Source organism: Streptococcus infantis (assembly GCF_047464715.1).
Taxonomy (GTDB): domain Bacteria; phylum Bacillota; class Bacilli; order Lactobacillales; family Streptococcaceae; genus Streptococcus; species Streptococcus infantis_S.
This window is the reverse complement of record NZ_JASHBJ010000006.1, coordinates 37,414-63,704: the sequence shown is the minus strand read 5'-3', so window position 1 is coordinate 63,704 and position 26,291 is coordinate 37,414. Positions and strand designations below refer to the sequence as shown.

The 26,291-nt window shown below is 41.3% G+C and carries 25 protein-coding genes, 1 tRNA gene, 1 rRNA gene, 1 other RNA gene and 1 pseudogene; 27 read left to right on the top strand and 2 right to left on the bottom strand.

Annotated elements, in window-relative coordinates; all coding sequences use genetic code 11:
• Nucleotides 1-10: 10 nt before the first annotated feature.
• From rrf to QM419_RS08380, 4 genes are all read left to right on the top strand, one after another.
• Nucleotides 11-126 (top strand): 5S ribosomal RNA (gene rrf, locus QM419_RS08395).
• 5 nt (nt 127-131) lie between these two features.
• Nucleotides 132-205: transfer RNA gene (locus QM419_RS08390), tRNA-Asn, on the top strand.
• A gap of 195 nt (nt 206-400) precedes the next feature.
• Nucleotides 401-637, top strand: a complete 237-nt coding sequence (gene comW / locus QM419_RS08385; protein ID WP_220428599.1) for a sigma(X)-activator ComW — start codon at nt 401-403, stop codon at nt 635-637.
• Between the two features lie 240 nt (nt 638-877).
• On the top strand, nt 878-2,164 hold the full coding sequence (locus QM419_RS08380) for an adenylosuccinate synthase (RefSeq protein WP_414278467.1): 1,287 nt from the start codon (nt 878-880) through the stop codon (nt 2,162-2,164).
• 478 nt (nt 2,165-2,642) lie between these two features.
• On the opposite strand, the gene QM419_RS08375 is transcribed toward QM419_RS08380, so the two are convergent.
• On the bottom strand, nt 2,643-3,182 hold the full coding sequence (locus tag QM419_RS08375; protein WP_414278466.1) for a hypothetical protein: 540 nt from the start codon (nt 3,180-3,182) through the stop codon (nt 2,643-2,645).
• Between the two features lie 303 nt (nt 3,183-3,485).
• Between QM419_RS08375 and tadA the strand changes: the two genes are divergently transcribed.
• The 11 genes from tadA (at nt 3,486) to QM419_RS08320 (ending at nt 10,678) form a co-directional block, all read left to right on the top strand.
• A complete protein-coding gene (gene tadA / locus QM419_RS08370) occupies nt 3,486-3,953 on the top strand; it encodes a tRNA adenosine(34) deaminase TadA (RefSeq protein ID WP_414278468.1) in 468 nt (155 codons plus the stop codon).
• 32 nt (nt 3,954-3,985) lie between these two features.
• Nucleotides 3,986-4,084: signal recognition particle sRNA small type (ffs, locus tag QM419_RS08365), an RNA gene on the top strand.
• 54 nt (nt 4,085-4,138) lie between these two features.
• Nucleotides 4,139-4,582: a dUTP diphosphatase gene (locus tag QM419_RS08360; protein WP_414278465.1), complete on the top strand. Its 444-nt coding sequence runs from the start codon at nt 4,139-4,141 to the stop codon at nt 4,580-4,582.
• A 9-nt stretch (nt 4,583-4,591) separates the two neighbouring features.
• Entirely contained in the window at nt 4,592-5,047 is a 456-nt protein-coding gene (locus QM419_RS08355; RefSeq protein ID WP_048716617.1) for an isochorismatase family protein, read from the top strand.
• An 18-nt stretch (nt 5,048-5,065) separates the two neighbouring features.
• A complete protein-coding gene (locus tag QM419_RS08350; RefSeq protein WP_414278464.1) occupies nt 5,066-5,605 on the top strand; it encodes a histidine phosphatase family protein in 540 nt (179 codons plus the stop codon).
• Nucleotides 5,606-5,620: 15 nt separating this feature from the next.
• On the top strand, nt 5,621-6,112 hold the full coding sequence (locus QM419_RS08345; protein WP_414254198.1) for a hypothetical protein: 492 nt from the start codon (nt 5,621-5,623) through the stop codon (nt 6,110-6,112).
• Between the two features lie 40 nt (nt 6,113-6,152).
• On the top strand, nt 6,153-7,517 hold the full coding sequence (radA, locus tag QM419_RS08340; RefSeq protein ID WP_414259875.1) for a DNA repair protein RadA: 1,365 nt from the start codon (nt 6,153-6,155) through the stop codon (nt 7,515-7,517).
• Between the two features lie 70 nt (nt 7,518-7,587).
• Complete coding sequence (locus tag QM419_RS08335) at nt 7,588-8,283, top strand: TIGR00266 family protein (protein ID WP_235083599.1); 696 nt, start codon at nt 7,588-7,590, stop codon at nt 8,281-8,283.
• A 162-nt stretch (nt 8,284-8,445) separates the two neighbouring features.
• Nucleotides 8,446-8,940, top strand: coding sequence for a beta-class carbonic anhydrase (locus QM419_RS08330; RefSeq protein ID WP_414259866.1), 495 nt, complete (start codon nt 8,446-8,448; stop codon nt 8,938-8,940).
• A 215-nt stretch (nt 8,941-9,155) separates the two neighbouring features.
• A complete protein-coding gene (locus tag QM419_RS08325) occupies nt 9,156-10,124 on the top strand; it encodes a ribose-phosphate diphosphokinase (RefSeq protein WP_373076121.1) in 969 nt (322 codons plus the stop codon).
• A 116-nt stretch (nt 10,125-10,240) separates the two neighbouring features.
• Nucleotides 10,241-10,678: a CoA-binding protein gene (locus QM419_RS08320; protein ID WP_414254195.1), complete on the top strand. Its 438-nt coding sequence runs from the start codon at nt 10,241-10,243 to the stop codon at nt 10,676-10,678.
• A gap of 134 nt (nt 10,679-10,812) precedes the next feature.
• On the opposite strand, the gene QM419_RS08315 is transcribed toward QM419_RS08320, so the two are convergent.
• Complete coding sequence (locus QM419_RS08315) at nt 10,813-11,823, bottom strand: YeiH family protein (protein ID WP_414278463.1); 1,011 nt, start codon at nt 11,821-11,823, stop codon at nt 10,813-10,815.
• A gap of 154 nt (nt 11,824-11,977) precedes the next feature.
• Between QM419_RS08315 and QM419_RS08310 the strand changes: the two genes are divergently transcribed.
• The 12 genes and pseudogenes from QM419_RS08310 to QM419_RS08255 all read left to right on the top strand — a co-directional run.
• A complete protein-coding gene (locus QM419_RS08310) occupies nt 11,978-13,147 on the top strand; it encodes a pyridoxal phosphate-dependent aminotransferase (RefSeq protein WP_414278462.1) in 1,170 nt (389 codons plus the stop codon).
• The gene (gene recO / locus QM419_RS08305) at nt 13,144-13,914 is read left to right on the top strand and encodes a DNA repair protein RecO (protein ID WP_414259862.1); all 771 of its coding nucleotides are present in this window, start codon (nt 13,144-13,146) and stop codon (nt 13,912-13,914) included. Before QM419_RS08310 ends, recO begins: the two co-directional genes overlap by 4 nt.
• Nucleotides 13,911-14,903 (top strand): phosphate acyltransferase PlsX, encoded by a 993-nt coding sequence (plsX, locus tag QM419_RS08300; protein WP_414278461.1) that lies wholly within the window; start codon nt 13,911-13,913, stop codon nt 14,901-14,903. Before recO ends, plsX begins: the two co-directional genes overlap by 4 nt.
• Before the next feature lie 10 nt (nt 14,904-14,913).
• Complete coding sequence (locus tag QM419_RS08295) at nt 14,914-15,150, top strand: acyl carrier protein (protein ID WP_414275270.1); 237 nt, start codon at nt 14,914-14,916, stop codon at nt 15,148-15,150.
• 199 nt (nt 15,151-15,349) lie between these two features.
• On the top strand, nt 15,350-16,057 hold the full coding sequence (gene purC, locus QM419_RS08290; RefSeq protein WP_414254189.1) for a phosphoribosylaminoimidazolesuccinocarboxamide synthase: 708 nt from the start codon (nt 15,350-15,352) through the stop codon (nt 16,055-16,057).
• A 55-nt stretch (nt 16,058-16,112) separates the two neighbouring features.
• Entirely contained in the window at nt 16,113-19,838 is a 3,726-nt protein-coding gene (locus QM419_RS08285) for a phosphoribosylformylglycinamidine synthase (RefSeq protein ID WP_414278460.1), read from the top strand.
• Between the two features lie 169 nt (nt 19,839-20,007).
• Entirely contained in the window at nt 20,008-21,450 is a 1,443-nt protein-coding gene (gene purF / locus QM419_RS08280) for an amidophosphoribosyltransferase (protein ID WP_045613307.1), read from the top strand.
• Between the two features lie 36 nt (nt 21,451-21,486).
• Nucleotides 21,487-22,509, top strand: a complete 1,023-nt coding sequence (purM, locus tag QM419_RS08275) for a phosphoribosylformylglycinamidine cyclo-ligase (protein WP_045762506.1) — start codon at nt 21,487-21,489, stop codon at nt 22,507-22,509.
• Entirely contained in the window at nt 22,509-23,063 is a 555-nt protein-coding gene (gene purN, locus QM419_RS08270) for a phosphoribosylglycinamide formyltransferase (protein ID WP_414278459.1), read from the top strand. The genes purM and purN overlap by 1 nt, the downstream gene beginning before the upstream one ends.
• Before the next feature lie 75 nt (nt 23,064-23,138).
• A complete protein-coding gene (purH, locus tag QM419_RS08265) occupies nt 23,139-24,686 on the top strand; it encodes a bifunctional phosphoribosylaminoimidazolecarboxamide formyltransferase/IMP cyclohydrolase (RefSeq protein WP_414278458.1) in 1,548 nt (515 codons plus the stop codon).
• Nucleotides 24,687-24,807: 121 nt separating this feature from the next.
• Nucleotides 24,808-26,070 carry a phosphoribosylamine--glycine ligase gene (gene purD, locus QM419_RS08260; protein ID WP_414278457.1) on the top strand — a complete coding sequence of 421 codons (1,263 nt, stop codon included), beginning with the start codon at nt 24,808-24,810 and terminating at the stop codon, nt 26,068-26,070.
• A gap of 125 nt (nt 26,071-26,195) precedes the next feature.
• Nucleotides 26,196-26,276 (top strand): annotated as a pseudogene (locus tag QM419_RS08255) (phosphoribosylaminoimidazole carboxylase); the annotation flags it as partial.
• Nucleotides 26,277-26,291 lie beyond the last annotated feature (15 nt).

Below are 26,291 nucleotides of genomic sequence, written 5' to 3'. Positions count from 1 at the left end.
TTACTCAGAGTTAAGTGACGATAGCCTAGGAGATACACCTGTACCCATGCCGAACACAGAAGTTAAGCCCTAGAACGCCGGAAGTAGTTGGGGGTTGCCCCCTGTGAGATATGGAAGTCGCTTAGCTTTTATCCGCCATAGCTCAGTTGGTAGTAGCGCATGACTGTTAATCATGATGTCGTAGGTTCGAGTCCTACTGGCGGAGTAGTAAACGTTCTAAGGAACGTTTTTTATTTTGTTTATATAAATTTAATATTTTTGTATCATTTTTCTGATCTGTTTTTACTTATTTTTTTTGTTTTAAGTTCGTTTAGCTTAAAATTTTAACTTTACAGAGATATCTTTCTTTTTAGTTAACCTTTCTGATAAACTTATTTTATCAATAAGAAAGGTTTTTTATATGCTCCAAAAGTATTATGATTATTGTTTTCTTTTTCTAAAACAGGTTGAAAAAGAATATTCATTTTTAGTTCAATCTAGTGATGATTGGGAGACGCTTCATTTAAAATTTCTACTCTATTACTTGGTTCGGTTTAGGATAAAAGATGAGAAGGATTTTCTTCTATGTCATTTTAGAGCAGCATACCGGATCTATCTTAATTATCTATTAGGGCAAAATTTAAATTATTCATTTTAATCAAATTTAATTTCATTTATTACGAACAATAATAATTAATTTATAAAAAATATTTAGATTATGCTAATTTTTTGTATTTTTAAAAATCAAAAGTTAAAGAATTCCCTAATCTTTTCTAGTGTTAATTCTTGATAAAATGGGGTTTTTTTCTTATAATAAATTGTAAGATATAATTGTGGGTGAGAGTCCCGCCATGTATATGAGAAAGGACGAGCCTTTTGGCTCAGACGAAATTTTATTATGACTTCAGTAGTTGTTGTAGGTACCCAATGGGGTGATGAAGGTAAAGGGAAAATTACAGATTTTCTTTCAGCTAATGCGGAAGTGATTGCTCGTTACCAAGGTGGTGACAATGCAGGTCACACAATTGTTATTGATGGAAAGAAATTTAAATTGCACTTGATCCCTTCAGGTATTTTCTTCCCAGAAAAAATTTCTGTAATTGGCAATGGGATGGTTGTAAACCCTAAATCTCTTGTGAAAGAATTGTCTTATCTGCATGAAGAAGGTGTTACAACAGATAATCTTCGAATTTCTGATCGTGCGCATGTTATCTTGCCTTATCACATTGAATTAGACCGTCTTCAAGAAGAAGCTAAGGGTGATAACAAGATTGGGACTACAATTAAAGGAATTGGTCCAGCCTATATGGACAAGGCAGCTCGTGTTGGAATCCGTATCGCAGATCTTTTGGATAAAGAGATTTTCCGTGAACGTTTAGAACGCAATCTTGCTGAGAAAAATCGTCAATTTGTAAAATTGTATGATAGCGAACCTATTTCATTTGATGATATTTTTGAAGAATATTATGAATATGGTCAACAAATCAAGCAATATGTAACAGATACTTCTGTTATCTTGAATGATGCACTTGATAATGGCAAACGTGTTCTCTTTGAAGGAGCTCAAGGCGTCATGTTAGATATTGACCAAGGTACTTATCCATTTGTTACTTCATCAAACCCTGTGGCTGGTGGTGTGACAATTGGTTCTGGAGTAGGTCCAAGCAAGATTGACAAGGTTGTAGGTGTTTGTAAGGCCTATACAAGTCGTGTAGGAGATGGTCCTTTCCCAACTGAGTTGTTTGATGAAGTGGGAGAACGCATTCGTGAAGTAGGTCATGAGTATGGAACAACTACTGGTCGTCCACGTCGTGTGGGCTGGTTTGACTCAGTTGTTATGCGTCATAGCCGTCGTGTTTCTGGTATCACAAATCTCTCTTTGAACTCTATCGATGTTTTGAGTGGCTTGGATACAGTAAAAATCTGTGTAGCTTATGATCTTGATGGTCAACGTATTGATTACTACCCAGCTAGTCTCGAACAATTGAAACGTTGTAAACCAATCTACGAAGAATTACCTGGTTGGTCTGAAGATATCACTGGAGTACGTACTTTGGAAGACCTTCCTGAAAATGCACGTAACTATGTTCGCCGTGTTAGCGAATTGGTGGGTGTTCGTATTTCTACATTCTCAGTAGGTCCTGGTCGTGAACAGACAAATATTTTAGAAAGTGTTTGGTCATAGGAGATTTTTTAAGATTTGTTTAAGACAGGTTGGATATACTATAGACAGTTACAAGAAGACCTCCTAACTTGTTGTAACAAATTTCCTAAACTTTTCTTTTTCATAATAATCTCCCTATAAAGTCACCGCATTCGGTGGCTTTTTTGTCAGCTTTTAAGTCATATTTAAGTGGCTTCTTTACTTTTAAGACAAAGAAAAAAACAGTGGGACAGAGATCTTTAGACCAACTCTCGATTTGGTACACCCAGATCTGTGAGGTTTCAACATTTGGGTAAATTGGTTAAAGTTGTGAATTGAGAAAAGAAGTTTTGGTAAAAAAACTTTTTGAATTCTCAAATACCAACAAATCGTTCAATTTGCCATCACATCAAAGGCGCATAACTAAGAAAAAATGAGGTTGGGATTTCTGATCCCAGCCTCTTCAGTGAACTATTTTCTTGAGAATTTGTAAGTTAGACAAACTTGAATTTTTTCTGAATCAGCTTACTTGATTATCTGATTTATCACTTTGAAATTGCTTCATTTCGTGCATAAAAGCATCTGCTTTTAGTTTGCCTGTGATGATACTGACTCTGACTAGCTTATTTAGTTTTTTTTCATGTCCTTCTAAAAAAATAGGATTTCTAATTTTTATGCTTAACTTTACGCAATTAAAAGGACGCTTTTTAATGGTTATTTGTTCGATATCTTGAAGTCCAAATTGATAATGTAATAGGCTGTGGCCTCTACTGCTATAGGTATAATACTGAACAATATTGTTTTTATAAATTTCTAATTTTACTCCATTTATGAAGAGATAATACCCCATAAACCATATAAGGAGGGGAGCATAAATCAGCGCTACTGCCATAACAATTTTGTCTGCAAAATCAGTATTGTAAGTCATCAGACGCTTTAGAATCCAGAGAATCATAACAGATATAGATATCATGGATGGTCCCCCTACTCTATTAAATGTATCTTTATATGGAAACATCAAGGTAAGTTTTGGTTCATCCTGTAAAAATTCTAATTGCATTAGTTACCCTTTCATCTTGTTTATTATTTAAATCTCAGGATAATCATCTCTTGGAGACTTATAGTTAAAAATCTTCCGACAGATCTGGACATTCTGTATCACTTGTATCCATTACTCTCAGTTCATGATTCCTAGTGTTTCTCTAAATTTTGCTACCATTATACTCTTTTTATAACATTATTTCTACAAACCAGAGATTGAATACTATCTAAAGTTGGTTTCTGCAAATATTATAGAGCTCTTTTTTTGTCTAGGAAAACATGCTATAATGATAGAATTGATAGGCGAGAAAAGAGAGATGTTATGGATTATACAGTTGAAGAAAAAGAAGTTTTTATGAGAGAGGCCTTAAAGGAGGCGAAGATTGCTTTAGCGCACGATGAAATCCCAATTGGTTGTGTAGTTGTAAAGGATGGAGAAATCATTGGGAGAGGACACAATGCGCGAGAGGAGTTGCAACGGGCAGTGATGCATGCAGAAATTATGGCTATAGAGGATGCTAATTCGAGCGAAGAGAGTTGGCGTTTGCTCGATTGTACGCTTTTTGTGACCATTGAGCCTTGTGTTATGTGTAGTGGGGCAATTGGTCTCGCACGGATTCCAAACGTGGTCTACGGAGCTAAAAACCAGAAATTTGGCGCTGCTGGAAGTTTGTATGATATTTTGACGGATGAGCGGCTCAATCACCGTGTGGTTGTTGAAACAGGCATTTTAGAGAGTGATTGTGCAGGGATTATGCAGGACTTTTTCCGAAATCGACGTAAAAAATAATTTCTCTTTAAAAACAGAAGGGAATGTGGTATAATAACTAGTGGAGCAACAGTTCTGCGTGAAGCGGGTCAGGGGAGGAATCCAGCAGCCCTAAGCGAGTGTGAATTGTGTGCTCTTTTTTCGTGCTTTTTTCGAATAAATAAGATAAAATAGCCTAGAATATAAGATTTAAAAAGAGGGAAAATATGAAAATTCGTGGTTTTGAATTAGTTTCTAGTTTTACAGATGAAAATTTGTTGCCCAAGCGTGAGACAGCACATGCAGCTGGCTACGACTTAAAGGTTGCGGTGCGTACGGTGATTGCTCCAGGAGAGATTGTTCTTGTCCCAACTGGTGTCAAGGCCTATATGCAGCCGACTGAAGTGCTCTATCTTTATGACCGTTCCTCTAACCCTCGCAAAAAAGGCCTAGTTTTAATCAACTCTGTGGGGGTTATTGATGGAGACTACTATGGCAATCCAGGAAATGAAGGCCATATCTTTGCTCAGATGAAAAACATTACCGACCAGGAAGTCGTCCTTGAAGTTGGCGAACGTATAGTTCAGGCGGTCTTTGCTCCTTTCTTAATTGCAGATGGGGATGAGGCAGACGGCGTGCGGACTGGTGGATTTGGGTCAACAGGGAAATAGAGGAATAAAATGGCAGACTATTTATTAGTTGTAGACATGCAGTCAGATTATGTTGCTGTAGGAAAAGCATATCATGAAGAACTGACAGCAGCTGTAAATGACAAAATTGCTACCTATCCTAGCGACCGAGTTATCTATATTCTCAATCGTTTTTTCTGGGAGAGAAAAGATAGAAAGAAGAAATTTGCGACCGGCTTGCTGGTTGTATCTTCTCGTATTTTTGAGAAGCGTCGGGCTTCTTGCTTTACTAATCCAGATTTAAAAGATTTTTTAGAGGGAAACGGTGCTAAAAGCATAGAGTTTATAGGGGTAGATGGCAATGGATGTGTCAAGGCTTCCATTTTGGCAGCTGTTAAGGAGAATTATCAGGTTTCTGTCGATTTGTCTGCTGTCGGAGTTGCCAACCAGAAGAAATTCTCTAAAACACTGAAGCAGTGGCAAGATTGCGGAATCAAGATTGGATAGTTTTATGGGGATCTTAATATGAAGATTATCTTTGTCCGTCATGGGGAGCCAGATTATAGTATGCTTGATAAACTTGAAAATCCGCAACTCTATAGTGGTTTTGGTCGTGATTTAGCACCATTGACAGGAAAAGGTCACAGTCTGGCAAAAGAAGTTGCTAAAACTGCATGTTTTGGAAAGGCAGAGATTATTATTTCATCGTCTGTGACGAGGGCTTTAGAAACAGCACATTATATAGCAGTTGAAACAGGATTGGACTTATTTGTAGAGGCGTTTTTTCATGAGTGGCGTCCAGACTTAGATGGCACTAACTCTGATTTAACTAGTGTATTGGTAGCTCATGAATATTATCTAAAACATCAAGGAGGTTTATCTGAAGATTCTCCTTATCGCTATGAAACTGATCTAGAGATGCGTCATCGTTTTTTAAGAGCTTTGGAAAAATATAAAAATTATAAAACTATTATCATTGTAACTCACGGAATGCTCATGCGCCAATTTGTACCAGACGAGAAGATTGATTTTTGCCAAGTGATCGAGTGTGAGATAGAGATATAGAAAGAAGCGCAATGAATGAGCTATAAGGATTTTCAAGCTTTTACCGCAGAGAATTGTCAAGGGTATAAGAAGGTGTATGAGATCAGTATTGGAGGATTTCTTTACCTAGCATTTCTCCCTGATGCCTATCATAAAATTCTCTGTATTTCCTCAGACTACATCTCAATCATTGATAGCGAAAATGGGCAAGTAACACCGATAGACGGAGATTACGATGAGGTAGAGTTAGTAGCCATGTGTGAGGGCTATGATTCTCCTATCCCTATCGCTGGTCAATATGGTGGAAGTCTCCCTCTGGATAATGGCAAAGACATCAGAGTGACAATGGATAAAGACCAATCTGAAGAATATCCAATTTTAACCATTTATTGGGAAAAAGATAAGGAAGATAGAAGTCAAATCTATAAAGGTTATTTACCCTATATTTTTGGATTTAGCCCTGATGGTCAGTATTATATCCATGCTGATGATGGCGGGCTCACTGTTTTGAAAAGAAATAGTCATTAATATAAAAATTAATAAGAGATTTTAAAATGAGAGGATTAGAATTATAGCAAAGAAAAAAGCGACATTTGTGTGTCAAAATTGTGAATATAATTCACCTAAGTATTTAGGACGCTGTCCAAACTGTGGAGCCTGGTCTTCTTTTGTAGAAGAAGTTGAGGTCGCAGAAGTCAAAAATGCGCGTGTCTCCTTGACAGGTGAGAAAACCAAGCCTATGAAATTGGCTGAAGTAACTTCTATTAATGTCAATCGAACTAAGACTGAGATGGAGGAATTTAACCGAGTGCTTGGTGGCGGTGTGGTGCCAGGAAGTCTTGTCCTCATTGGTGGAGATCCAGGGATTGGGAAATCAACCCTTCTCTTACAAGTATCAACCCAGTTATCTCAAGTAGGAACAGTTCTCTATGTTAGTGGGGAGGAGTCTGCTCAACAGATCAAACTCCGTGCAGAGCGCTTGGGGGATATTGATAGTGAGTTTTATCTCTATGCTGAGACTAATATGCAGAGCGTGCGAGCAGAGGTGGAGCGTATCCAGCCAGATTTTCTCATTATCGACTCTATCCAAACTATCATGTCTCCTGAGATTTCAGGGGTGCAGGGGTCAGTTTCCCAGGTACGTGAAGTAACCGCTGAACTCATGCAGCTGGCTAAGACCAATAACATTGCTATCTTTATCGTAGGGCATGTTACAAAGGAAGGAACCTTGGCTGGACCTCGTATGTTGGAACATATGGTGGATACAGTGCTTTACTTTGAAGGGGAACGACACCATACCTTCCGTATCTTGAGAGCGGTCAAAAACCGTTTTGGCTCCACTAATGAGATTGGAATCTTTGAGATGCAGTCAGGTGGGCTAGTAGAGGTATTCAATCCAAGCGAGGTCTTTCTAGAAGAACGTTTGGATGGGGCAACTGGTTCGTCAATCGTTGTGACTATGGAAGGGACACGTCCGATTTTGGCGGAGGTGCAGGCCTTGGTGACACCGACTATGTTTGGGAATGCCAAGCGAACTACAACTGGTCTTGATTTCAATCGTGCTAGTCTGATTATGGCTGTTTTGGAGAAACGGGCAGGTTTGCTCCTCCAAAATCAGGATGCCTACCTCAAATCTGCAGGTGGCGTCAAATTGGATGAGCCTGCCATTGACCTTGCGGTAGCAGTTGCTATTGCATCAAGTTACAAGGATAAACCAACCAATCCTCAGGAATGTTTTGTAGGAGAACTTGGTTTGACGGGAGAGATTCGACGCGTGAATCGTATCGAACAACGGATCAATGAAGCTGCTAAACTTGGATTTACAAAAATCTATGTACCAAAGAATTCTTTAACTGGAATCAAGCCACCTAAGGAAATTCAGGTGATTGGAGTGACGACTATCGGAGAAGTCTTGAAAAAAGTTTTCTCCTAATCGTTTTACTCAGGTTTAGATTACTAATTATTTTATTGCTAACAATTATTAAAACAAGGAGGAATTTCTGATGAAATTTTCTATGGACAGTCAAATGCAATTTCCTTTGGTAGAGTTGTCACTCAATCAAGGAGAAACCGTCTATATCCAGCGAGGTAGCATGGTCTACCATACACCCAATGTAAGTCTCAATACCCAGCTCAATGCTAGCGGATCTGGTTTAGGCCGTTTTGTCAAAGCTGTAGGGCGTTCAATGGTTTCTGGTGAAAGTACCTTTATCACTCAAGCTGTTGCAGAGTCTGACAACGGAAACCTTGCTTTAGCACCAGATACTCCTGGTCAAGTGATTGCTCTTGAGCTAGGTGAAAAGCAATATCGATTGAATGATGGAGCCTTTCTAGCTCTTGATGGTACAGCTTTCTATACAATGGAGCGCCAGTCTATTGGGAAAGCTCTGTTCGGAGGGCAAGGTGGTCTTTTCGTGATGACTACTCAAGGTCAGGGAACTCTTTTGGCCAATGCCTTTGGTTCGATTAAAAAAATTGAACTGCAAAACCAAGAAGTAACGATTGATAATGCTCATGTGGTGGCTTGGAGCCAGTCTTTGGACTATGATATTCACCTAGAAAATGGCTTCTGGCAATCTATCGGTACGGGTGAAGGAGTGGTGAATACCTTCCGAGGGACTGGTGAGGTCTATGTACAAAGTCTCAATCTTCAAAGCTTTGCAGGTTCTCTTAATAAGTATATCCAAAAAGGTTCATAATATTTAAAAAACTAGGACAGAAACCCAAGCTAGACGCTGGATGTATCTGTCCCAGTTTTTTTATATGAAAGTTGACAGCTGACAAGACAAAGAAAAGATGGTAAGATAGGAGATAAATAATTTGGTGTTCAAATTATCTGGCAGACTAGAAAGTGAGTTGTCATGTCCTATTTTGAAAATTTTTTAAAAGCCAATCAAGCTTATGTAGAACTACATGGAGATTTGCACTTATCCATTAAACCCAAGACCAAGGTTGCAATCGTAACTTGTATGGATTCGCGTCTACACGTTGCGCCAGCTCTGGGGTTAGCTCTGGGAGATGCCCATATTTTACGGAATGCTGGTGGTCGAGTGACCGAGGATATGATTCGTTCACTTGTAATTTCCCAACAACAAATGGGGACAAGAGAGATTGTAGTTCTTCACCATACAGACTGCGGGGCTCAAACCTTCAATAACGAGGATTTTCAAGAGCGCTTGAAATGTGAATTGGGAGTTGATGTATCTGGGCAGGATTTTTTACCGTTTCAAGACATCGATGAGAGTGTCCGAGAGGATATGAAGTTGTTGCGAGAATGTCCATTAATTCCAGATGATGTCATAATTTCAGGAGCTGTTTATGATGTAGATACAGGTAGTATGAGAGAGATATACTAACTTTCTATTGAAAAGCTTCTAGAGTAGCATGAAGTAGGATGATAAGATAGATAAATTTTTGCCTTAATATCACTAATATAAAATAGCATAAGATAAGGGTATAAATGTCTACTCTTGTCTTATTTTTTATTGAAAAATCAAGAAAAAAGCGCTACAATGGTAGATGGAAAATATTGTGAAAAAACACAAGTGATACATAAATACTGGAGGAAATCATGTCTTTTTCTGATTTAAAGCTGTTTGCCCTTTCTTCAAATAGAGAATTGGCAGAGCGTGTGGCGCAAGAGATTGGGATAGAGTTGGGAAAATCGACTGTTCGTCAATTTTCAGATGGAGAAATTCAAGTTAACATCGAAGAATCTATCCGTGGGAAACATGTCTTTATCTTACAATCAACTAGCTCACCTGTAAATGACAATCTACTAGAGATTTTGATTATGGTTGATGCTTTGAAACGTGCTAGTGCAGAATCTGTCAACGTTGTGATGCCTTACTATGGTTATGCACGTCAGGATAGAAAAGCTAGAGCGCGTGAACCAATCACTGCAAAACTCGTTGCAAATATGCTTGAAGTAGCTGGAGTAGATCGTTTGTTGACAATTGATTTGCACGCTGCGCAGATTCAAGGATTCTTTGATATTCCTGTTGATCACTTGATGGGTGCTCCTTTGATTGCGGACTATTTTGAGCGTCGTGGTATGGTTGGTTCTGACTATGTTGTTGTCAGTCCAGACCATGGTGGTGTCACTCGTGCTCGTAAATTAGCAGAATTCTTGAAAACTCCGATTGCGATTATTGATAAACGTCGTAGCGTAGACAAGATGAATACTAGTGAAGTGATGAACATCATTGGTAAGGTTGAAGGTAAAACTTGTATCTTGATTGACGATATGATTGATACAGCCGGAACCATTTGTCACGCGGCAGATGCACTTGCTGAAGCTGGAGCTGTTGAAGTTTACGCAAGCTGTACACACCCAGTTCTTTCAGGGCCAGCTATGGAGAACATCCAAAAATCAGCCATTAAAAAATTAGTTGTTTTGGATACTATCTATCTTCCAGAAGAACGTTTGATTGATAAGATTGAACAAATTTCTATCGCTCATCTCCTAGGAGATGCGATTGTACGTATCCATGAAAAACGTCCTCTTTCTCCATTATTTAGTATCGAGAAAAAAATCTAAACTTTCACTTGAATAAACGAATTTCCTAGCCTAATTTTCTCTTGCTAGGAAATTTTTTGTAGCCAAAAACTGCAAGCCTTTTCAAAATATGCTATACTGATGAAAAGGAGGGTTTTATGACTCAAGAATTTATTAATCCAAGTGATGGTGTGGTCCGTCAGTATCTAGCAACCAGTAAAACTCTAGCTGTAGTAGGCTTATCCGATCGTGAGGAAACAACTAGCAATCGAGTGACTAAAGAAATGCAGGCTCGTGGCTATAAAATCATTCCAGTTAACCCTAAAGCTGCAGGTGACGAGATTTTGGGAGAAAAGGCTTATGCTAGTCTAGCTGAGATTCCTTTTCCTGTAGATATCGTCAATGTCTATCGTCGCAGTGAATTTCTACCTGATGTAGCGCGTGATTTCCTCAAGGCAGATGCTAAGATTTTCTGGGCGCAACTAGGACTTGAAAGTCTAGAAGCGGAAGAAATCTTGCGTGCTGGAGGTTGCGATGATATCGTGATGAACCGTTGTATTAAGAGAGAACATACACGCTTAATACTTGAACAATAAAAAGGTAGCTTGCGGGCTACCTTTTGTGTTATACTCAATGAAAATCAAAGAGCAAACTAGGAAACTAGCCGCAGGCTGTACTTGAGTACGGCAAGGCGACGTTGACGTGGTTTGAATTTGATTTTCGAAGAGTATTAGAAAATACCGATGAGCGTTTGCATACCAAGACTAGTCAGGATGATGGCAATCCAGCAAAGGGCTCCAAGAAGAATGGATTTTCCACTGGATTTGATCATAGCAATGAGATTGGTTTTGAGACCAATAGCACTCATAGCCATGATGATGAGAAATTTGGAGAGTTGCTTGAGAGGAGCAAAGAAGTTATTGCTGACACCAAAAGAAGTAAGGACGGTGGTTAGCAGAGAAGCTAGGATAAAGTAGAGGATGAAAACGGGGAAGATTTTTTTAAGCTTCACTCCTTGGTTGTTACCTTGTTGACGGCTTTGCCGGTAGGAGATGAAGAGGGTAATAGGGATAATAGCTAGGGTGCGTGTCAGTTTGACAATAGTGGCAGACTCAAGAGTGTTGGTATGGTAAAGACTATCCCAGGCACTAGCAGTAGCTGTCACAGAGGAAGTATCGTTGACCGCAGTACCCGCAAAGAGAGCAAAACCTTCGTTAGAAAGATGGAGCCAAGAACCTAGAGTTGGAAAGATAAGAGCTGCCAAGACATTGAAGAAAAAGATAACAGAAATGGCTTGGGCGACTTCTTTTTCCTTGGCGTGAATAACGGGGGCAGTCGCTGCGATGGCAGAACCACCACAGATAGAAGAGCCTACACCAATCAAGGTAGCTAGCTTTGTATCTAGGTCAAAAAAGCGCTGGAAGAGATAGGCAACAATCAAGGCTATAGAAATGGTGGATAGAATGACAGGGAGGGAAGATTTTCCTACTGCAAAAACTTGAGTGATATTGAGTCCAAACCCAAGCAAGATAACAGCATACTGAAGCAATTTTTTGGAGCTATAAGTTAAACCGGCATCCAGTTGTTTATAGGGAGTGAGAAAGGGGTGGAGGATCATTCCAATAAAAATGGCGAAAACAGGAGCTCCCACAACAGGCAGAAAGCCTCCTAAAACCCAAGAGATGATAGAAATGCTAAGACAGGCTAACAGTCCTGTCCAATTTTTTGATAGAAATGACATAAAAACCTCCGAAAATAAGCACTTCTTATTATAAGCTTGTCTATCAGAAAAGTAAAATAGAAAGTTGGAAGCAAGCTATGACTAAATGGATTTTTGCGGTCAGAGAGCTTTTGTAGTATAATAGACATATGTTCTTTGATTAAGGAGGATATCTATGGACTTAACCAAACGCTTTAATAAACAATTAGATAAGATACAAGTTTCCTTGATTCGTCAGTTTGACCAGGCTATTTCAGAGATTCCTGGTGTCCTGCGATTGACCTTGGGAGAACCGGATTTTACAACACCAGATCATGTCAAGGAGGCTGCAAAGCGAGCCATTGACCAAGATCAATCCTACTATACAGGGATGAGTGGTTTGTTGACATTGCGTCAGGCGGCGAGTGATTTTGTAAAAGAGAAATATCAGCTGGACTACAATCCAGAAAATGAAATCTTGGTCACAATTGGTGCGACAGAGGCTTTGTCAGCTACCCTAACAGCTATCCTAGAAGAGGGGGACAAAGTTCTTTTGCCAGCCCCTGCCTATCCTGGGTATGAGCCAATTGCCAATCTGGTCGGAGCAGAGATTGTCGAGATTGATACGACTGAAAATGGCTTTGTCTTGACTCCTGAAATGCTGGAGAAGGCCATTCTAGAGCAAGGTGACAAGCTTAAGGCTGTCATTCTCAACTATCCAGCCAATCCGACAGGAATTACTTATAGTCGCGAGCAATTAGAAGCTTTGGCAGATGTTTTACGCAAGTATGATATTTTCGTCGTCTGTGATGAGGTCTACTCAGAATTGACCTATACAGGAGAAAATCATGTATCTTTGGGAACTATGTTGAGAGATCAGGCTATTATCATTAACGGTCTTTCTAAATCCCATGCTATGACAGGTTGGCGTTTAGGTTTTATCTTTGCACCAGCAAACTTTACGGCTCAACTCATCAAGAGTCATCAGTATTTGGTTACTGCTGCAAACACTATGGCACAACATGCTGCGGTAGAAGCCTTAACAGCTGGTAAGAACGATGCGGAACCAATGAAGAAGGAATATATCCAACGTCGGGACTACATTATTGAGAAGATGACTGACCTTGGTTTTGAGATTATTAAACCAGATGGGGCTTTCTATATCTTTGCTAAGATTCCTGCAGGTTACAATCAAGATTCCTTTGCTTTTCTGAAGGATTTTGCTTACAAGAAGGCTGTTGCCTTTATCCCTGGTGCTGCCTTTGGTCAGTATGGAGAGGGCTATGTTCGCCTATCTTATGCAGCTAGCATGGAAACCATCAGAGAAGCTATGAAACGACTTGAGGAGTACATGAGAGAAGCATGATTCAATCGATTACGAGTCAGGGTTTAGTACTTTACAACCGAAACTTTCGAGAGGATGATAAGCTTGTTAAAATCTTTACAGAACAGGCAGGCAAGCGCATGTTTTTTGTGAAGCATGCTGGTCAATCCAAACTAGCTCCGGTTATTCAGCCTTTAGTCTTGGCCCATTTTCTCCTAAAAGTCAATGACGATGGACTTAGTTATATAGAAGATTATCATGAGGTGAAGACTTTTCCGAAAATCAATAGTGACCTCTTTGTTATGGCTTATGCGACCTACGTTGCGGCCTTGGCAGATGCGAGTTTGCAGGATAATCAAGAAGATGCTCCCCTATTTGCTTTTTTGCAAAAGACTTTAGAGCTGATGGAAGAGGGTCTGGATTATCAAGTTTTGACCAATATTTTTGAAATTCAAATAATGACACGTTTTGGAATCAGTCTCAACTTTAATGAGTGTACCTTTTGTCATCGTGTGGGGCAAGCCTTTGACTTCTCCTTTAAATACGGGGGTTGTCTTTGTCCCAATCATTACCATGAAGATGAGAAACGATGTCATTTAAATCCCAATATTCCTTATCTGCTCAATCAATTTCAAGCCATTGATTTTGACACTCTAGAGACTATTTCTCTGAAGTCAGAAATCAAGGAAGAATTGCGCAAGTTTATGGACCAGATTTACGAAGAGTATGTTGGAATTCACCTAAAATCAAAGAAATTTATTGATTCCCTAGCCGACTGGGGACAATTACTGAAAGAGGAAGACAAATGAAAAAAATCGCAGTAGATGCAATGGGTGGCGATTACGCACCACAAGCTATTGTAGAGGGTGTTAATCAAGCACTAGCTGACTTTTCAGATATTGAAGTCCAACTTTACGGAGATGAAAGTAAAATCAAGCAATATCTAACAGCTACAGACCGGATCAGCATTATCCATACGGATGAGAAAATTGACTCAGACGATGAGCCTACAAAAGCCATCCGCAAGAAGAAAAATGCCAGCATGGTATTGGCAGCTAAGGCTGTCAAAGATGGAGAGGCAGATGCAGTTCTTTCTGCAGGAAATACAGGTGCCTTGTTGGCAGCGGGATTCTTCATCGTTGGTCGTATCAAAAATATTGATCGACCAGGTCTTATGTCAACCTTGCCAACTATTGATGGAAAAGGTTTTGACATGCTTGACCTTGGTGCCAATGCAGAAAATACCGCCCATCACCTTCATCAATATGCAGTCCTAGGCTCCTTCTATGCTAGAAATGTTCGTGGTATTGAAAAACCTCGTGTAGGTTTGCTTAATAACGGGACAGAGAGTAGCAAGGGAGATCCACTCCGCAAGGAAGCTTATGACCTATTAGTGGCTGACGAGAGTTTGAATTTCATCGGGAACGTGGAAGCACGTGATTTGATGGATGGTGTTGCTGATGTAGTCGTAACAGATGGTTTCACGGGAAACGCTGTGCTCAAAGCTATTGAAGGGACTGCTATGGGTATCATGGGCTTGCTCAAAAATGCTATTGTAGGTGGCGGTCTTAGAGCCAAGCTAGGTGCTTTCCTTCTTAAGGATAACCTCAGAGGTTTGAAAAAACAGCTCAACTATTCAGATGTTGGAGGTGCGGTCTTGTTTGGTGTTAAGGCGCCAGTAGTTAAGACTCATGGTTCAAGTGATGCCAAAGCTGTCTATAGCACAATACGCCAGATTCGTACCATGCTCGAGACAGATGTAGTTGCCCAAACTGCGCGTGAATTTTCAGAGGAATAAGGAGAATAATATGACAGATCAACAAATTTTTGACCGTATCGTAACCATCATTCAAGAGCGTCAAGGAGAAGACTTTGTCGTAACCGAAAACTTGAGCTTAAAGGATGATTTGGATGCTGATTCAGTAGATTTGATGGAATTTATTCTAACAGTTGAGGATGAATTTGGAATCGAAATTAGTGATGAAGAAATCGATCATCTCCAAAGTGTCGCAGACGTATTAGCAATCATTAAAAATAGAATATAAGAAAAAGCAACATGCTGGCCATGTTGCTTTTTTGATTGTGTGGAGTTTGAATGATTATGGTCTGGTTATCTAAATAGTCTGATTTGATTTTTTTCTAAACGTTTTAGAACGAAGAATACGTTTACGTTCGTAAAACATTTGATTTCTGCTTTTTTTTGTGTTAGAATGAGGCCAAGTAATACGAAAGGCGAATGATAAAATGTCCATTAAACTTATTTATACGGGAAAAGCTAAAGATATCTATACTACAGAAGACGAACATGTAATTAGGTCCGTTTATAAGGACCAGGCTACCATGCTGAATGGTGCTCGTAAAGAGACCATCGAAGGCAAAGGTGTGCTCAATAATCAGATTTCGTCTCTTATTTTTGAAAAATTGAATGCTGCGGGTGTGGCTACTCACTTTATCGAACGTATCTCTGATACCGAACAATTGAACAAGAAGGTTACCATCATTCCTTTGGAAGTTGTTCTTCGTAATGTGACTGCGGGTTCTTTCTCAAAACGTTTCGGTGTTGAAGAAGGTTTGGACTTGAAAACTCCAATCGTTGAATTTTACTACAAAAATGATGAGTTGGATGATCCATTTATCAATGATGAGCATGTCAAGTTCTTGGATATTGCCAATGATGAGCAAATTGCTTATATCAAGGAAGAAACGCGTCGTATCAATGAATTGTTGAAAGATTGGTTTGCACAAATTGGTCTTCGTTTGATTGACTTCAAATTGGAATTTGGTTTTGATAAGGATGGCAAGATTATCTTGGCAGATGAATTCTCACCAGACAACTGCCGCCTTTGGGATGCTGAAGGGCACCATATGGACAAGGATGTCTTCCGTCGTGATCTTGGTAGCTTGACAGATGTTTACAAGGTCGTTTTAGAAAAATTGCAGGGCTTGAAGTAAAGTTTTACTTGGTCGTCACTACAATCTTTAAGTAGAAATAGATAAAGGAACTAAAATGGATAAACGTATTTTCGTTGAGAAAAAAGCTGATTTTCGTGTCAAATCTGACTCTTTAGTAAAAGAATTACAGCATAATCTTCAGTTGAAAACTTTGAATGATCTTCGTATTGTTCAGGTTTATGATGTCTTTGATTTGGCAGAGGACTTGTTTGCACGTGCAGAAAAACATATCTTCTCTGAGCAAGTGACAGATTATGTCTTAGACGAAGCGACTGTGCAGGCAGATCTTGCTAATTATGCTTTCTTTGCTATTGAAAGCTTGCCGGGACAGTTCGACCAACGCGCGGCATCTTCACAAGAAGCTTTGCTGTTGTTGGGTAGTTCAAATGATGTAACGGTGAACACAGCACAATTGTACTTGGTTAACAAGGATATCGATGCGAATGAGTTGGAAGCTGTCAAAAACTATCTCTTGAACCCAGTGGATTCTCGTTTCAAAGATATCACTGTTGGTATTGCGAAACAGGATTTCTCTGAGTCCGACAAAACTATTCCAACTTTGGATTTCTTTGAAACTTATACAGCAGAAGATTTTGCACAGTATAAGGCAGAGCAAGGATTGGCCATGGAAGTGGACGACCTTCTCTTCATTCAAGATTACTTCAAGTCTATTGGTCGTGTGCCAACTGAGACTGAGCTTAAGGTTTTGGATACTTACTGGTCTGACCATTGCCGTCACACAACTTTTGAGACTGAGTTAAAAAATATCGACTTCTCAGCATCTAAATTTGAAAAACAATTGCAGGCGACTTATGACAAGTATATTGCCATGCGTGATGAGTTGGGACGTACAGAAAAACCTCAAACCTTGATGGATATGGCCACTATTTTTGGCCGTTATGAGCGTGCTAATGGTCGTTTGGATGACATGGAAGTGTCTGATGAAATCAATGCCTGCTCAGTTGAAATTGAAGTGGATGTCAATGGTGTGAAAGAACCATGGCTTCTCATGTTCAAGAACGAAACTCACAACCACCCAACGGAAATTGAACCATTTGGTGGAGCGGCTACTTGTATCGGTGGTGCCATTCGTGACCCATTGTCAGGGCGTTCCTACGTTTACCAAGCCATGCGTATCTCAGGTGCTGGTGATATTACAGCTCCAATTTCAGAAACTCGCGCTGGTAAATTGCCACAACAAGTGATTTCTAAAACAGCGGCTCACGGTTATTCTTCTTACGGTAACCAAATTGGTCTTGCAACAACTTATGTTCGTGAATACTTCCACCCAGGTTTCATTGCTAAGCGTATGGAGCTAGGTGCAGTTGTTGGTGCAGCTCCTAAGGAAAATGTGGTCCGTGAAAAACCTGAAGCAGGTGATGTGATTATCTTGCTCGGTGGTAAAACTGGACGTGACGGTGTTGGTGGTGCGACAGGTTCTTCTAAAGTTCAAACGGTTGAATCTGTTGAAACAGCAGGCGCTGAGGTTCAAAAAGGAAATGCCATTGAAGAACGTAAGATTCAACGTCTTTTCCGTAATGGGGACGTGACACGTCTGATCAAGAAATCAAATGACTTTGGTGCTGGTGGTGTCTGTGTAGCTATCGGTGAATTGGCAGATGGTCTTGAAATTGACCTGGACAAAGTGCCATTGAAATACCAAGGCTTGAACGGCACAGAAATTGCCATCTCTGAATCTCAAGAACGGATGGCCGTAGTGGTTCGTCCAGAAGATGTAGATGCCTTTGTTGCAGCATGTAATAAAGAAAATATTGATGCTGTTGTCGTAGCGACAGTGACTGAAAAACCAAATCTTGTCATGCACTGGAATGGTGAAACCATCGTTGATTTGGAACGTCGTTTCCTTGATACAAACGGTGTACGTGTGGTTGTAGATGCTAAGGTTGTTGACAAGGATGTCAAGCTTCCAGAAGAACGTCAAACATCTGCTGAAACCCTTGAAGCGGATACTCTTGAAGTCTTGGCTGACCTGAACCATGCCAGTCAAAAAGGGTTACAAACCATCTTTGATAGCTCAGTTGGACGTTCAACAGTCAATCACCCACTTGGTGGTCGCTATCAAATCACACCAACGGAAGCTTCTGTACAGAAATTGCCAGTCCAACATGGCGTGACAACAACTGCTTCTGTTATGGCGCAAGGATTCAACCCTTATGTAGCAGAATGGTCTCCATATCATGGCGCTGCTTATGCAGTCATCGAAGCAACAGCTCGTTTGGTTGCTGCTGGTGCAAACTGGTCTAAGGCTCGTTTCTCTTATCAAGAATACTTCGAGCGTATGGATAAACAAGCAGAGCGTTTTGGTCAACCAGTAGCTGCTCTCCTTGGATCAATCGAAGCCCAGATTCAACTTGGTTTACCATCTATCGGTGGTAAAGACTCTATGTCTGGTACCTTTGAAGAATTGACAGTACCACCAACCTTGGTTGCTTTTGGTGTCACAACTGCAGATAGTCGTAAGGTCCTTTCTCCAGAATTTAAAGCTGCTGGTGAAAACATCTATTACATCCCGGGTCAAGCTTTGGCCCAAGAAATTGATTTTGATCTTATCAAGTCTAACTTTGCTCAGTTTGAAGCTATTCAAGCAACCCACAAAGTGACAGCAGCATCGGCTGTCAAATATGGAGGTGTCCTTGAAGCACTTGCACTTGCAAGTTTTGGTAACCATATTGGTGCCACTGTAGCCCTTGAAAATCTTAAGACTGCCTTGACAGCTCAACTGGGTGGATTCGTCTTCACATCTCCGGAAGAGATTTCAGGTGTTGCCAAGATTGGACAAACAGCAGCTGACTTTACACTTACTGTCAACGATGTAACGCTTGATGGACACAAACTTGACAGTGCCTTCCAAGGTAAATTGGAAGAAGTTTACCCAACGGAATTTGCACAAGCAACTGAGTTGGAAGAAGTGCCTGCTGTAACATCAGATGCAGTTATCAAAGCTAAAGAAACAGTTGAGACACCAGTGGTTTACATCCCAGTATTCCCAGGTACTAACTCTGAGTACGATTCAGCTAAAGCCTTTGAAAAAGAAGGTGCAAAAGTCAACTTGGTACCATTTGTAACACTTAATGAAGAGGCTATTGTCAAGTCTGTTGACACTATGGTTGACAATATCGAAAAAGCTAACATTATCTTCTTTGCAGGTGGTTTCTCAGCAGCGGATGAACCAGATGGATCAGCTAAATTCATCGTCAACATCTTGCTCAATGAAAAAGTACGTGCAGCTATTGATAGCTTCATCGAAGGTGGTGGTTTGATTATCGGTATCTGTAACGGATTCCAAGCCCTTGTTAAATCAGGTCTTCTTCCATACGGTAACTTTGAAGATGCAAGTAGCACCAGTCCAACCCTCTTCTACAATGATGCTAACCAACACGTGGCCAAGATGGTTGAGACACGTATTGCCAACACCAACTCACCATGGCTTGCCGGAGTAGAAGTTAGTGACATCCATGCCATCCCAGTATCGCACGGTGAAGGGAAGTTTGTCGTGACAGCTGAGGAATTTGCAGAGCTTCGTGACAATGGTCAAATCTTTACCCAATATGTTGACTTTGATGGTAAACCAAGCATGGATTCTAAATACAATCCAAATGGTTCTGTTAATGCGATCGAAGGTATTACCAGCAAGAACGGTCAAATTATTGGTAAGATGGGTCACTCAGAACGTTTCGAAGACGGTCTCTTCCAAAATATTCCAGGAAATAAAGATCAACATCTCTTTGCGTCAGCGGTGCAATACTTTACTGGGAAATAAGATTTGCAGATTTTCTAATAGATAACTATCAGTAAATGTAAAATCAAGTAGATGTAACTTGCGATAATTGTAAATGATTTGTTGTTGTGAGTGAAACGAGCTTCTACCGTATCATTCCGTTGTAGTACTACTAAAGGAATGATACACAAATAAAAATTAGGTATATAAAATGACATACGAAGTAAAATCTCTTAATGAAGAATGTGGTGTTTTTGGTATCTGGGGCCACCCAGACGCTGCCAAATTGACCTATTTTGGACTCCATAGTCTTCAGCACCGTGGTCAGGAGGGGGCAGGGATCCTCTCCAATGATCATGGACAATTGAAGCGTCATCGAGATATGGGGCTTTTATCAGAAGTCTTCAAAAATCCTGCTAATTTGGATAAATTGACAGGAACTGGAGCTATTGGACACGTGCGTTATGCGACTGCGGGAGAAGCTTCTGTAGACAATATCCAACCTTTCCTCTTCCGTTTTCACGATATGCAGTTTGGTTTGGCTCACAATGGGAATCTGACCAATGCAGAATCTCTCAAGCAAGAATTGGAACAAAGAGGGGCAATCTTCAGTTCAACCTCTGATTCAGAAATCTTGGCTCACTTGATTCGTCGTAGCCACAATCCAAACCTGATGGGCAAAATCAAGGAAGCACTCAGTCTTGTCAAAGGTGGTTTCGCTTATCTCTTGATGTTTGAAGATAAGTTAATTGCAGCGCTTGATCCAAATGGTTTCCGTCCTCTGTCAATCGGGAAAATGGCGAATGGAGCAGTTGTCGTTTCCTCTGAAACCTGTGCCTTTGAAGTCATTGGTGCTGAGTGGATTCGTGACGTGAAACCAGGCGAGATTGTCATTATTGATGATAATGGCATCCAGTATGACAGCTATACAAACGATACTCAGTTGGCAATCTGTTCCATGGAGTATATCTACTTTGCCCGTCCTGACTCGAATATCCATGGTGTCAATGTCCATACGGCTCGTAAGAGAATGGGAGCTCAATTGGCACGTGAGTTCAAGCATGAAGCCGATATCGTAGTTGGTGTGCCAAATTCCTCACTCAGCGCAGCGATGGGCTTTGCGGAAGAATCAGGGTTGCCAAATGAAATGGGTCTTATCAAGAACCAATATACGCAACGGACATTTATCCAACCAACTCAAGAATTGCGTGAGCAAGGGGTTCGAATGAAATTGTCTGCCGTTTCTGGTGTCGTGAAAGGCAAACGTGTGGTCATGATTGATGACTCGATTGTGCGAGGAACAACATCTCGTCGTATTGTCCAACTTTTGAAAGAAGCAGGAGCGTCAGAAGTGCACGTTGCCATTGGGAGTCCTGCTCTTGCCTATCCATGTTTCTACGGGATTGATATCCAGACACGTCAGGAGTTGATTGCGGCCAATCATACCGTTGAGGAAACTTGCCAAATCATTGGTGCGGATAGCCTGACTTATCTTTCGATTGATGGCTTGATTGACTCTATTGGGATTGAAACAGATGCGCCAAATGGCGGTCTCTGTGTGGCTTACTTTGATGGGAAATATCCAACTCCTCTCTATGACTATGAAGAAGAATATCGTAGAAGTTTGGAAGAAAAAACGAGTTTTTACAAATAAAATTCCCCATTGAAGGAAAGGAAAAGGAATAAACAAATGACAAATAAAAATGCTTATGCGCAGTCTGGTGTGGACGTTGAAGCGGGTTATGAAGTTGTTGAACGTATCAAAAAACACGTGGCACGTACGGAGCGTGCAGGTGTTATGGGAGCTCTCGGTGGCTTCGGTGGTATGTTCGACCTTTCAAAAACAGGTGTCAAAGAGCCTGTTTTGATTTCAGGTACAGATGGTGTCGGTACTAAACTCATGCTTGCTATCAAGTACGACAAACACGATACCATCGGTCAAGACTGTGTGGCCATGTGTGTTAACGATATCATCGCTGCAGGTGCGGAGCCCCTTTACTTCCTTGACTATATCGCAACTGGTAAAAATGAACCAGCTAAATTAGAGCAAGTCGTTGCTGGTGTTGCAGAAGGTTGTGTGCAGGCTGGTGCAGCCCTTATCGGTGGCGAAACAGCTGAAATGCCTGGTATGTATGGTGAAGATGACTATGATTTGGCTGGGTTTGCTGTCGGTGTTGCAGAAAAATCTCAAATCATTGACGGTTCAAAAGTAGCTGAAGGGGATGTGATTCTTGGACTTGCTTCAAGCGGTATCCACTCAAATGGTTACTCACTTGTTCGTCGTGTCTTTGCAGATTACACAGGTGAGGAAGTTCTCCCAGAATTGGAAGGGAAGAAACTTAAAGACGTTCTTTTGGAACCAACTCGTATCTACGTCAAAGCAGCTTTGCCACTCATCAAAGAAGAATTGGTCAACGGAATTGCCCACATCACAGGTGGTGGTTTCATCGAAAATGTACCACGTATGTTCGCGGATGACTTGGCTGCTGAAATTGACGAAAGCAAAGTGCCAGTTCTTCCAATTTTCAAAGCTCTTGAAAAATATGGCCAAATCAAACACGAAGAAATGTTTGAAATCTTCAACATGGGAATTGGTCTCATGCTTGCGGTCAAACCAGAAAATGTGGAACGTGTCAAAGAACTTCTTGACGAACCTGTTTATGAAATTGGTCGGATTGTCAAGAAGACAGATGCAAGTGTGGTGATTAAATAATGACTAAAAGGCTTGCTGTTTTTGCCTCTGGTAACGGCTCAAACTTTCAGGTGATTGCAGAACAATTTCCAGTAGAATTTGTCTTTTCAGATCATCGGGATGCCTATGTACTTGAGCGTGCAAAGAATCTTGGGGTATTATCCTACGCTTTTGAACTCAAGGAGTTTGAAAACAAGGCAGACTATGAAGGAGCCATCGTCGAACTCTTGGATGAACACCAGATTGACCTCGTTTGTCTCGCAGGCTACATGAAAATCGTCGGGCCAGCCTTGTTAGCAGCTTATGAAGGTCGTATCATCAATATTCACCCGGCTTATCTCCCTGAATTTCCAGGTGCTCATGGCATTGAGGATGCTTGGAATGCAGGCGTTGCTGAGAGCGGTGTGACTATCCATTGGGTGGATTCTGGTGTTGATACTGGGAAGGTCATCAAACAAGTCCGAGTGCCCCGCCTTGAAGGGGATACCCTTGATACTTTCGAGACTCGCATCCACGAAACAGAGTACAAGCTCTATCCAGAAGTCTTGGATAGTTTGGGAGTTGCACGCAAATAAGGAAGTGCTAGAGCTGAAAGAAAATTTTCGACTGTAGCAGAGAAAGAACTTTTTTAAAAAAGGAAAAGAAAGAAAATGACTAAACGAGCACTTATTTCAGTCTCAGACAAAGCGGGCATTGTTGAATTTGCCCAAGAACTCAAAAAACTTGGTTGGGATATCATCTCGACAGGTGGGACCAAGGTTGCCCTTGACAATGCTGGGGTGGAGACCATTGCCATCGATGATGTGACTGGTTTCCCAGAAATGATGGACGGTCGTGTGAAGACTCTCCACCCAAATATCCACGGTGGTCTTCTTGCTCGTCGTGACCTCGATAGTCACCTAGAGGCTGCTAAGGACAACAAGATTGAATTAATCGACCTTGTTGTGGTCAACCTTTACCCATTCAAGGAAACGATTCTTAAACCAGATGTGACTTACGCTGACGCGGTGGAGAACATTGATATCGGTGGACCATCCATGCTTCGTTCAGCAGCGAAAAACCACGCTAGCGTAACAGTTGTGGTAGATCCTGCTGACTATGCTGTTGTGCTTGACGAATTGGTAGCCAACGGCGAAACCTCTTATGAGACTCGCCAACGTTTGGCAGCAAAAGTATTCCGTCACACAGCAGCCTATGATGCCTTGATCGCAGAATACTTCACAGCTCAAGTGGGTGAAACAAAACCTGAAAAACTTACTTTGACTTATGACCTTAAGCAACCAATGCGTTACGGTGAAAACCCTCAACAAGACGCAGACTTCTATCAAAAAGGTTTACCAACGGCTTACTCCATTGCATCAGCCAAACAGCTCAACGGTAAAGAATTGTCCTTCAACAATATCCGTGACGCTGATGCTGCTATCCGTATCATCCGTGACTTCAAAGATCGTCCAACTGTTGTGGCTCTCAAACACATGAACCCATGTGGTATCGGTCAAGCTGACGACATAGAAACTGCTTGGGACTACGCTTATGAGTCTGACCCAGTGTCTATCTTTGGTGGTATTGTCGTTCTCAACCGTGAAGTAGATGCTGCGACAGCACAAAAAATGCACGGTGTTTTCCTTGAAATCATCATTGCACCAAGCTATTCTGACGAAGCGCTTGAAATCTTGACAACTAAGAAGAAAAACTTGCGCATCCTAGCCTTGCCATTTGATGCTCAAGACGCTAGCGAAGCAGAAGCAGAATACACAGGTGTTGTTGGTGGTCTTCTCGTTCAAAACCAAGACGTTGTTAAAGAAAGTCCAGCTGACTGGCAAGTGGTTACCAAACGCCAACCAACTGAGACAGAAGCGACTGCTCTTGAATTCGCTTGGAAGGCTATCAAGTACGTCAAATCAAATGGTATCATCGTGACTAACGACCACATGACACTTGGCGTTGGCCCTGGTCAAACCAACCGTGTGGCTTCCGTACGTATTGCGATTGACCAAGCCAAAGACCGTCTTGACGGCGCTGTGCTTGCTTCCGATGCCTTTTTCCCATTTGCGGATAACGTGGAAGAAATCGCCAAAGCAGGTATTAAGGCCATCATCCAGCCTGGAGGATCAGTCCGTGACCAAGAGTCTATCGAAGCTGCTGATAAATACGGCTTGACTATGGTCTTCACAGGCGTGAGACATTTTAGACATTAAGAAAATAAAAGGGAAGAAAACAGTTTCTTTCCTTTTTTTACTTCAAAAGCGAAATGAAACAAGATTAAAACGAACGTTTATGGTATAATATTAGTAAATAATTCGCAAAAGAGGTTGAAAGATGAAGCTGTTAGTTGTCGGCTCGGGCGGTCGTGAACATGCCATTGCTAAGAAGTTGCTTGAGTCAAAAGACGTTGAAAAAGTCTTTGTAGCTCCTGGGAATGACGGGATGACTCTGGATGGTCTGGAATTGGTAGATATCTCTATTTCCGAACATTCTAAATTAATTGAGTTTGCAAGAGCCAACGATATAGCTTGGTCCTTTATCGGGCCAGATGATGCCCTTGCGGCTGGTATCGTGGATGATTTTAATAAAGCTGGTCTCAAGGCTTTTGGTCCGACTAAAGCTGCGGCTGAGCTTGAGTGGTCTAAGGATTTTGCTAAGGAAATCATGGTCAAATACGACGTTCCGACAGCAGCCTATGGAACCTTTTCAGATTTTGAGGAAGCCAAGGCTTATATCGAAGAGAAAGGCGCTCCAATCGTCGTCAAGGCAGACGGATTGGCCCTTGGGAAAGGTGTCGTCGTTGCGGAGACAGTTGAACAAGCTGTCGAAGCTGCTCACGAGCTGCTTTTGGATAATAAATTCGGTGATTCAGGTGCGCGTGTGGTCATCGAGGAATTCCTTGACGGGGAAGAGTTTTCTCTCTTTGCCTTTGTCAATGGGGACAAGTTCTACATAATGCCAACGGCTCAGGACCACAAACGTGCTTATGATGGGGACAAGGGCCCTAACACTGGTGGGATGGGTGCCTATGCGCCAGTTCCTCACTTGCCACAGAGTGTGGTTGACACGGCGGTTGACACTATTGTCAAGCCAGTTCTTGAAGGCATGATTAAAGAAGGCCGTCCGTACCTAGGTGTCCTTTACGCGGGGCTTATCTTGACAGCTGATGGACCGAAAGTCATCGAGTTCAACTCACGCTTCGGTGATCCTGAAACGCAAATCATCTTGCCTCGTTTGACAACTGACTTTGCGCAAAATATCACTGACATTTTGGATGGCAAAGAGCCAGCCATTACTTGGACGGACAAGGGTGTGACACTGGGTGTGGTTGTAGCATCAAACGGCTACCCACTCGCTTATGAGAAGGGTGTCAAGTTACCAGCCAAGACAGATGGCGACATCATCACTTACTATGCTGGTGCTAAATTCGCTGAAAATGGCCAAGATCTCCTCTCAAACGGAGGACGTGTTTACATGCTTGTCACAACAGCAGACACCGTCAAAGACGGCCAAAATATTATCTACAACGAACTCAACAAACAAAACACAGAAGGCCTCTTTTATCGTACGGATATCGGTAGCAAGGCGAATAAATAAATTTTAAAAGCGACGCAGTCGCCAAACCCGATAATGGTCGCTTAATTTGCGAGCATTAGCGAGCTAATGAGCGACAATCACCACTGTTGTGAAAAAACGATTGGCTAAAAAAGCCAATCGTTTAGGGAAATCGGAAGACCTTGGGCTTCCGATTTAGGCATGAGACACCTTTGGTGGCTGCTGCCGTCCCTCACAACTTAAGGTGATTGAAAAAAGAAAGG

Excerpts from the sequence above, each read along its gene's own strand:
- comW (WP_220428599.1), top strand. The coding sequence starts at position 401 with ATGCTCCAAAAGTATTATGATTATTGTTTTCTTTTTCTAAAACAGGTT.
- QM419_RS08380 (WP_414278467.1), top strand. The coding sequence starts at position 878 with ATGACTTCAGTAGTTGTTGTAGGTACCCAATGGGGTGATGAAGGTAAA.
- QM419_RS08375 (WP_414278466.1), bottom strand. The coding sequence starts at position 3,182 with ATGCAATTAGAATTTTTACAGGATGAACCAAAACTTACCTTGATGTTT.
- tadA (WP_414278468.1), top strand. The coding sequence starts at position 3,486 with ATGGATTATACAGTTGAAGAAAAAGAAGTTTTTATGAGAGAGGCCTTA.
- QM419_RS08360 (WP_414278465.1), top strand. The coding sequence starts at position 4,139 with ATGAAAATTCGTGGTTTTGAATTAGTTTCTAGTTTTACAGATGAAAAT.
- QM419_RS08355 (WP_048716617.1), top strand. The coding sequence starts at position 4,592 with ATGGCAGACTATTTATTAGTTGTAGACATGCAGTCAGATTATGTTGCT.
- QM419_RS08350 (WP_414278464.1), top strand. The coding sequence starts at position 5,066 with ATGAAGATTATCTTTGTCCGTCATGGGGAGCCAGATTATAGTATGCTT.
- QM419_RS08345 (WP_414254198.1), top strand. The coding sequence starts at position 5,621 with ATGAGCTATAAGGATTTTCAAGCTTTTACCGCAGAGAATTGTCAAGGG.
- QM419_RS08335 (WP_235083599.1), top strand. The coding sequence starts at position 7,588 with ATGAAATTTTCTATGGACAGTCAAATGCAATTTCCTTTGGTAGAGTTG.
- QM419_RS08330 (WP_414259866.1), top strand. The coding sequence starts at position 8,446 with ATGTCCTATTTTGAAAATTTTTTAAAAGCCAATCAAGCTTATGTAGAA.
- QM419_RS08325 (WP_373076121.1), top strand. The coding sequence starts at position 9,156 with ATGTCTTTTTCTGATTTAAAGCTGTTTGCCCTTTCTTCAAATAGAGAA.
- QM419_RS08320 (WP_414254195.1), top strand. The coding sequence starts at position 10,241 with ATGACTCAAGAATTTATTAATCCAAGTGATGGTGTGGTCCGTCAGTAT.
- QM419_RS08315 (WP_414278463.1), bottom strand. The coding sequence starts at position 11,823 with ATGTCATTTCTATCAAAAAATTGGACAGGACTGTTAGCCTGTCTTAGC.
- QM419_RS08310 (WP_414278462.1), top strand. The coding sequence starts at position 11,978 with ATGGACTTAACCAAACGCTTTAATAAACAATTAGATAAGATACAAGTT.
- recO (WP_414259862.1), top strand. The coding sequence starts at position 13,144 with ATGATTCAATCGATTACGAGTCAGGGTTTAGTACTTTACAACCGAAAC.
- plsX (WP_414278461.1), top strand. The coding sequence starts at position 13,911 with ATGAAAAAAATCGCAGTAGATGCAATGGGTGGCGATTACGCACCACAA.
- QM419_RS08295 (WP_414275270.1), top strand. The coding sequence starts at position 14,914 with ATGACAGATCAACAAATTTTTGACCGTATCGTAACCATCATTCAAGAG.
- purC (WP_414254189.1), top strand. The coding sequence starts at position 15,350 with ATGTCCATTAAACTTATTTATACGGGAAAAGCTAAAGATATCTATACT.
- QM419_RS08285 (WP_414278460.1), top strand. The coding sequence starts at position 16,113 with ATGGATAAACGTATTTTCGTTGAGAAAAAAGCTGATTTTCGTGTCAAA.
- purF (WP_045613307.1), top strand. The coding sequence starts at position 20,008 with ATGACATACGAAGTAAAATCTCTTAATGAAGAATGTGGTGTTTTTGGT.
- purM (WP_045762506.1), top strand. The coding sequence starts at position 21,487 with ATGACAAATAAAAATGCTTATGCGCAGTCTGGTGTGGACGTTGAAGCG.
- purN (WP_414278459.1), top strand. The coding sequence starts at position 22,509 with ATGACTAAAAGGCTTGCTGTTTTTGCCTCTGGTAACGGCTCAAACTTT.
- purH (WP_414278458.1), top strand. The coding sequence starts at position 23,139 with ATGACTAAACGAGCACTTATTTCAGTCTCAGACAAAGCGGGCATTGTT.
- purD (WP_414278457.1), top strand. The coding sequence starts at position 24,808 with ATGAAGCTGTTAGTTGTCGGCTCGGGCGGTCGTGAACATGCCATTGCT.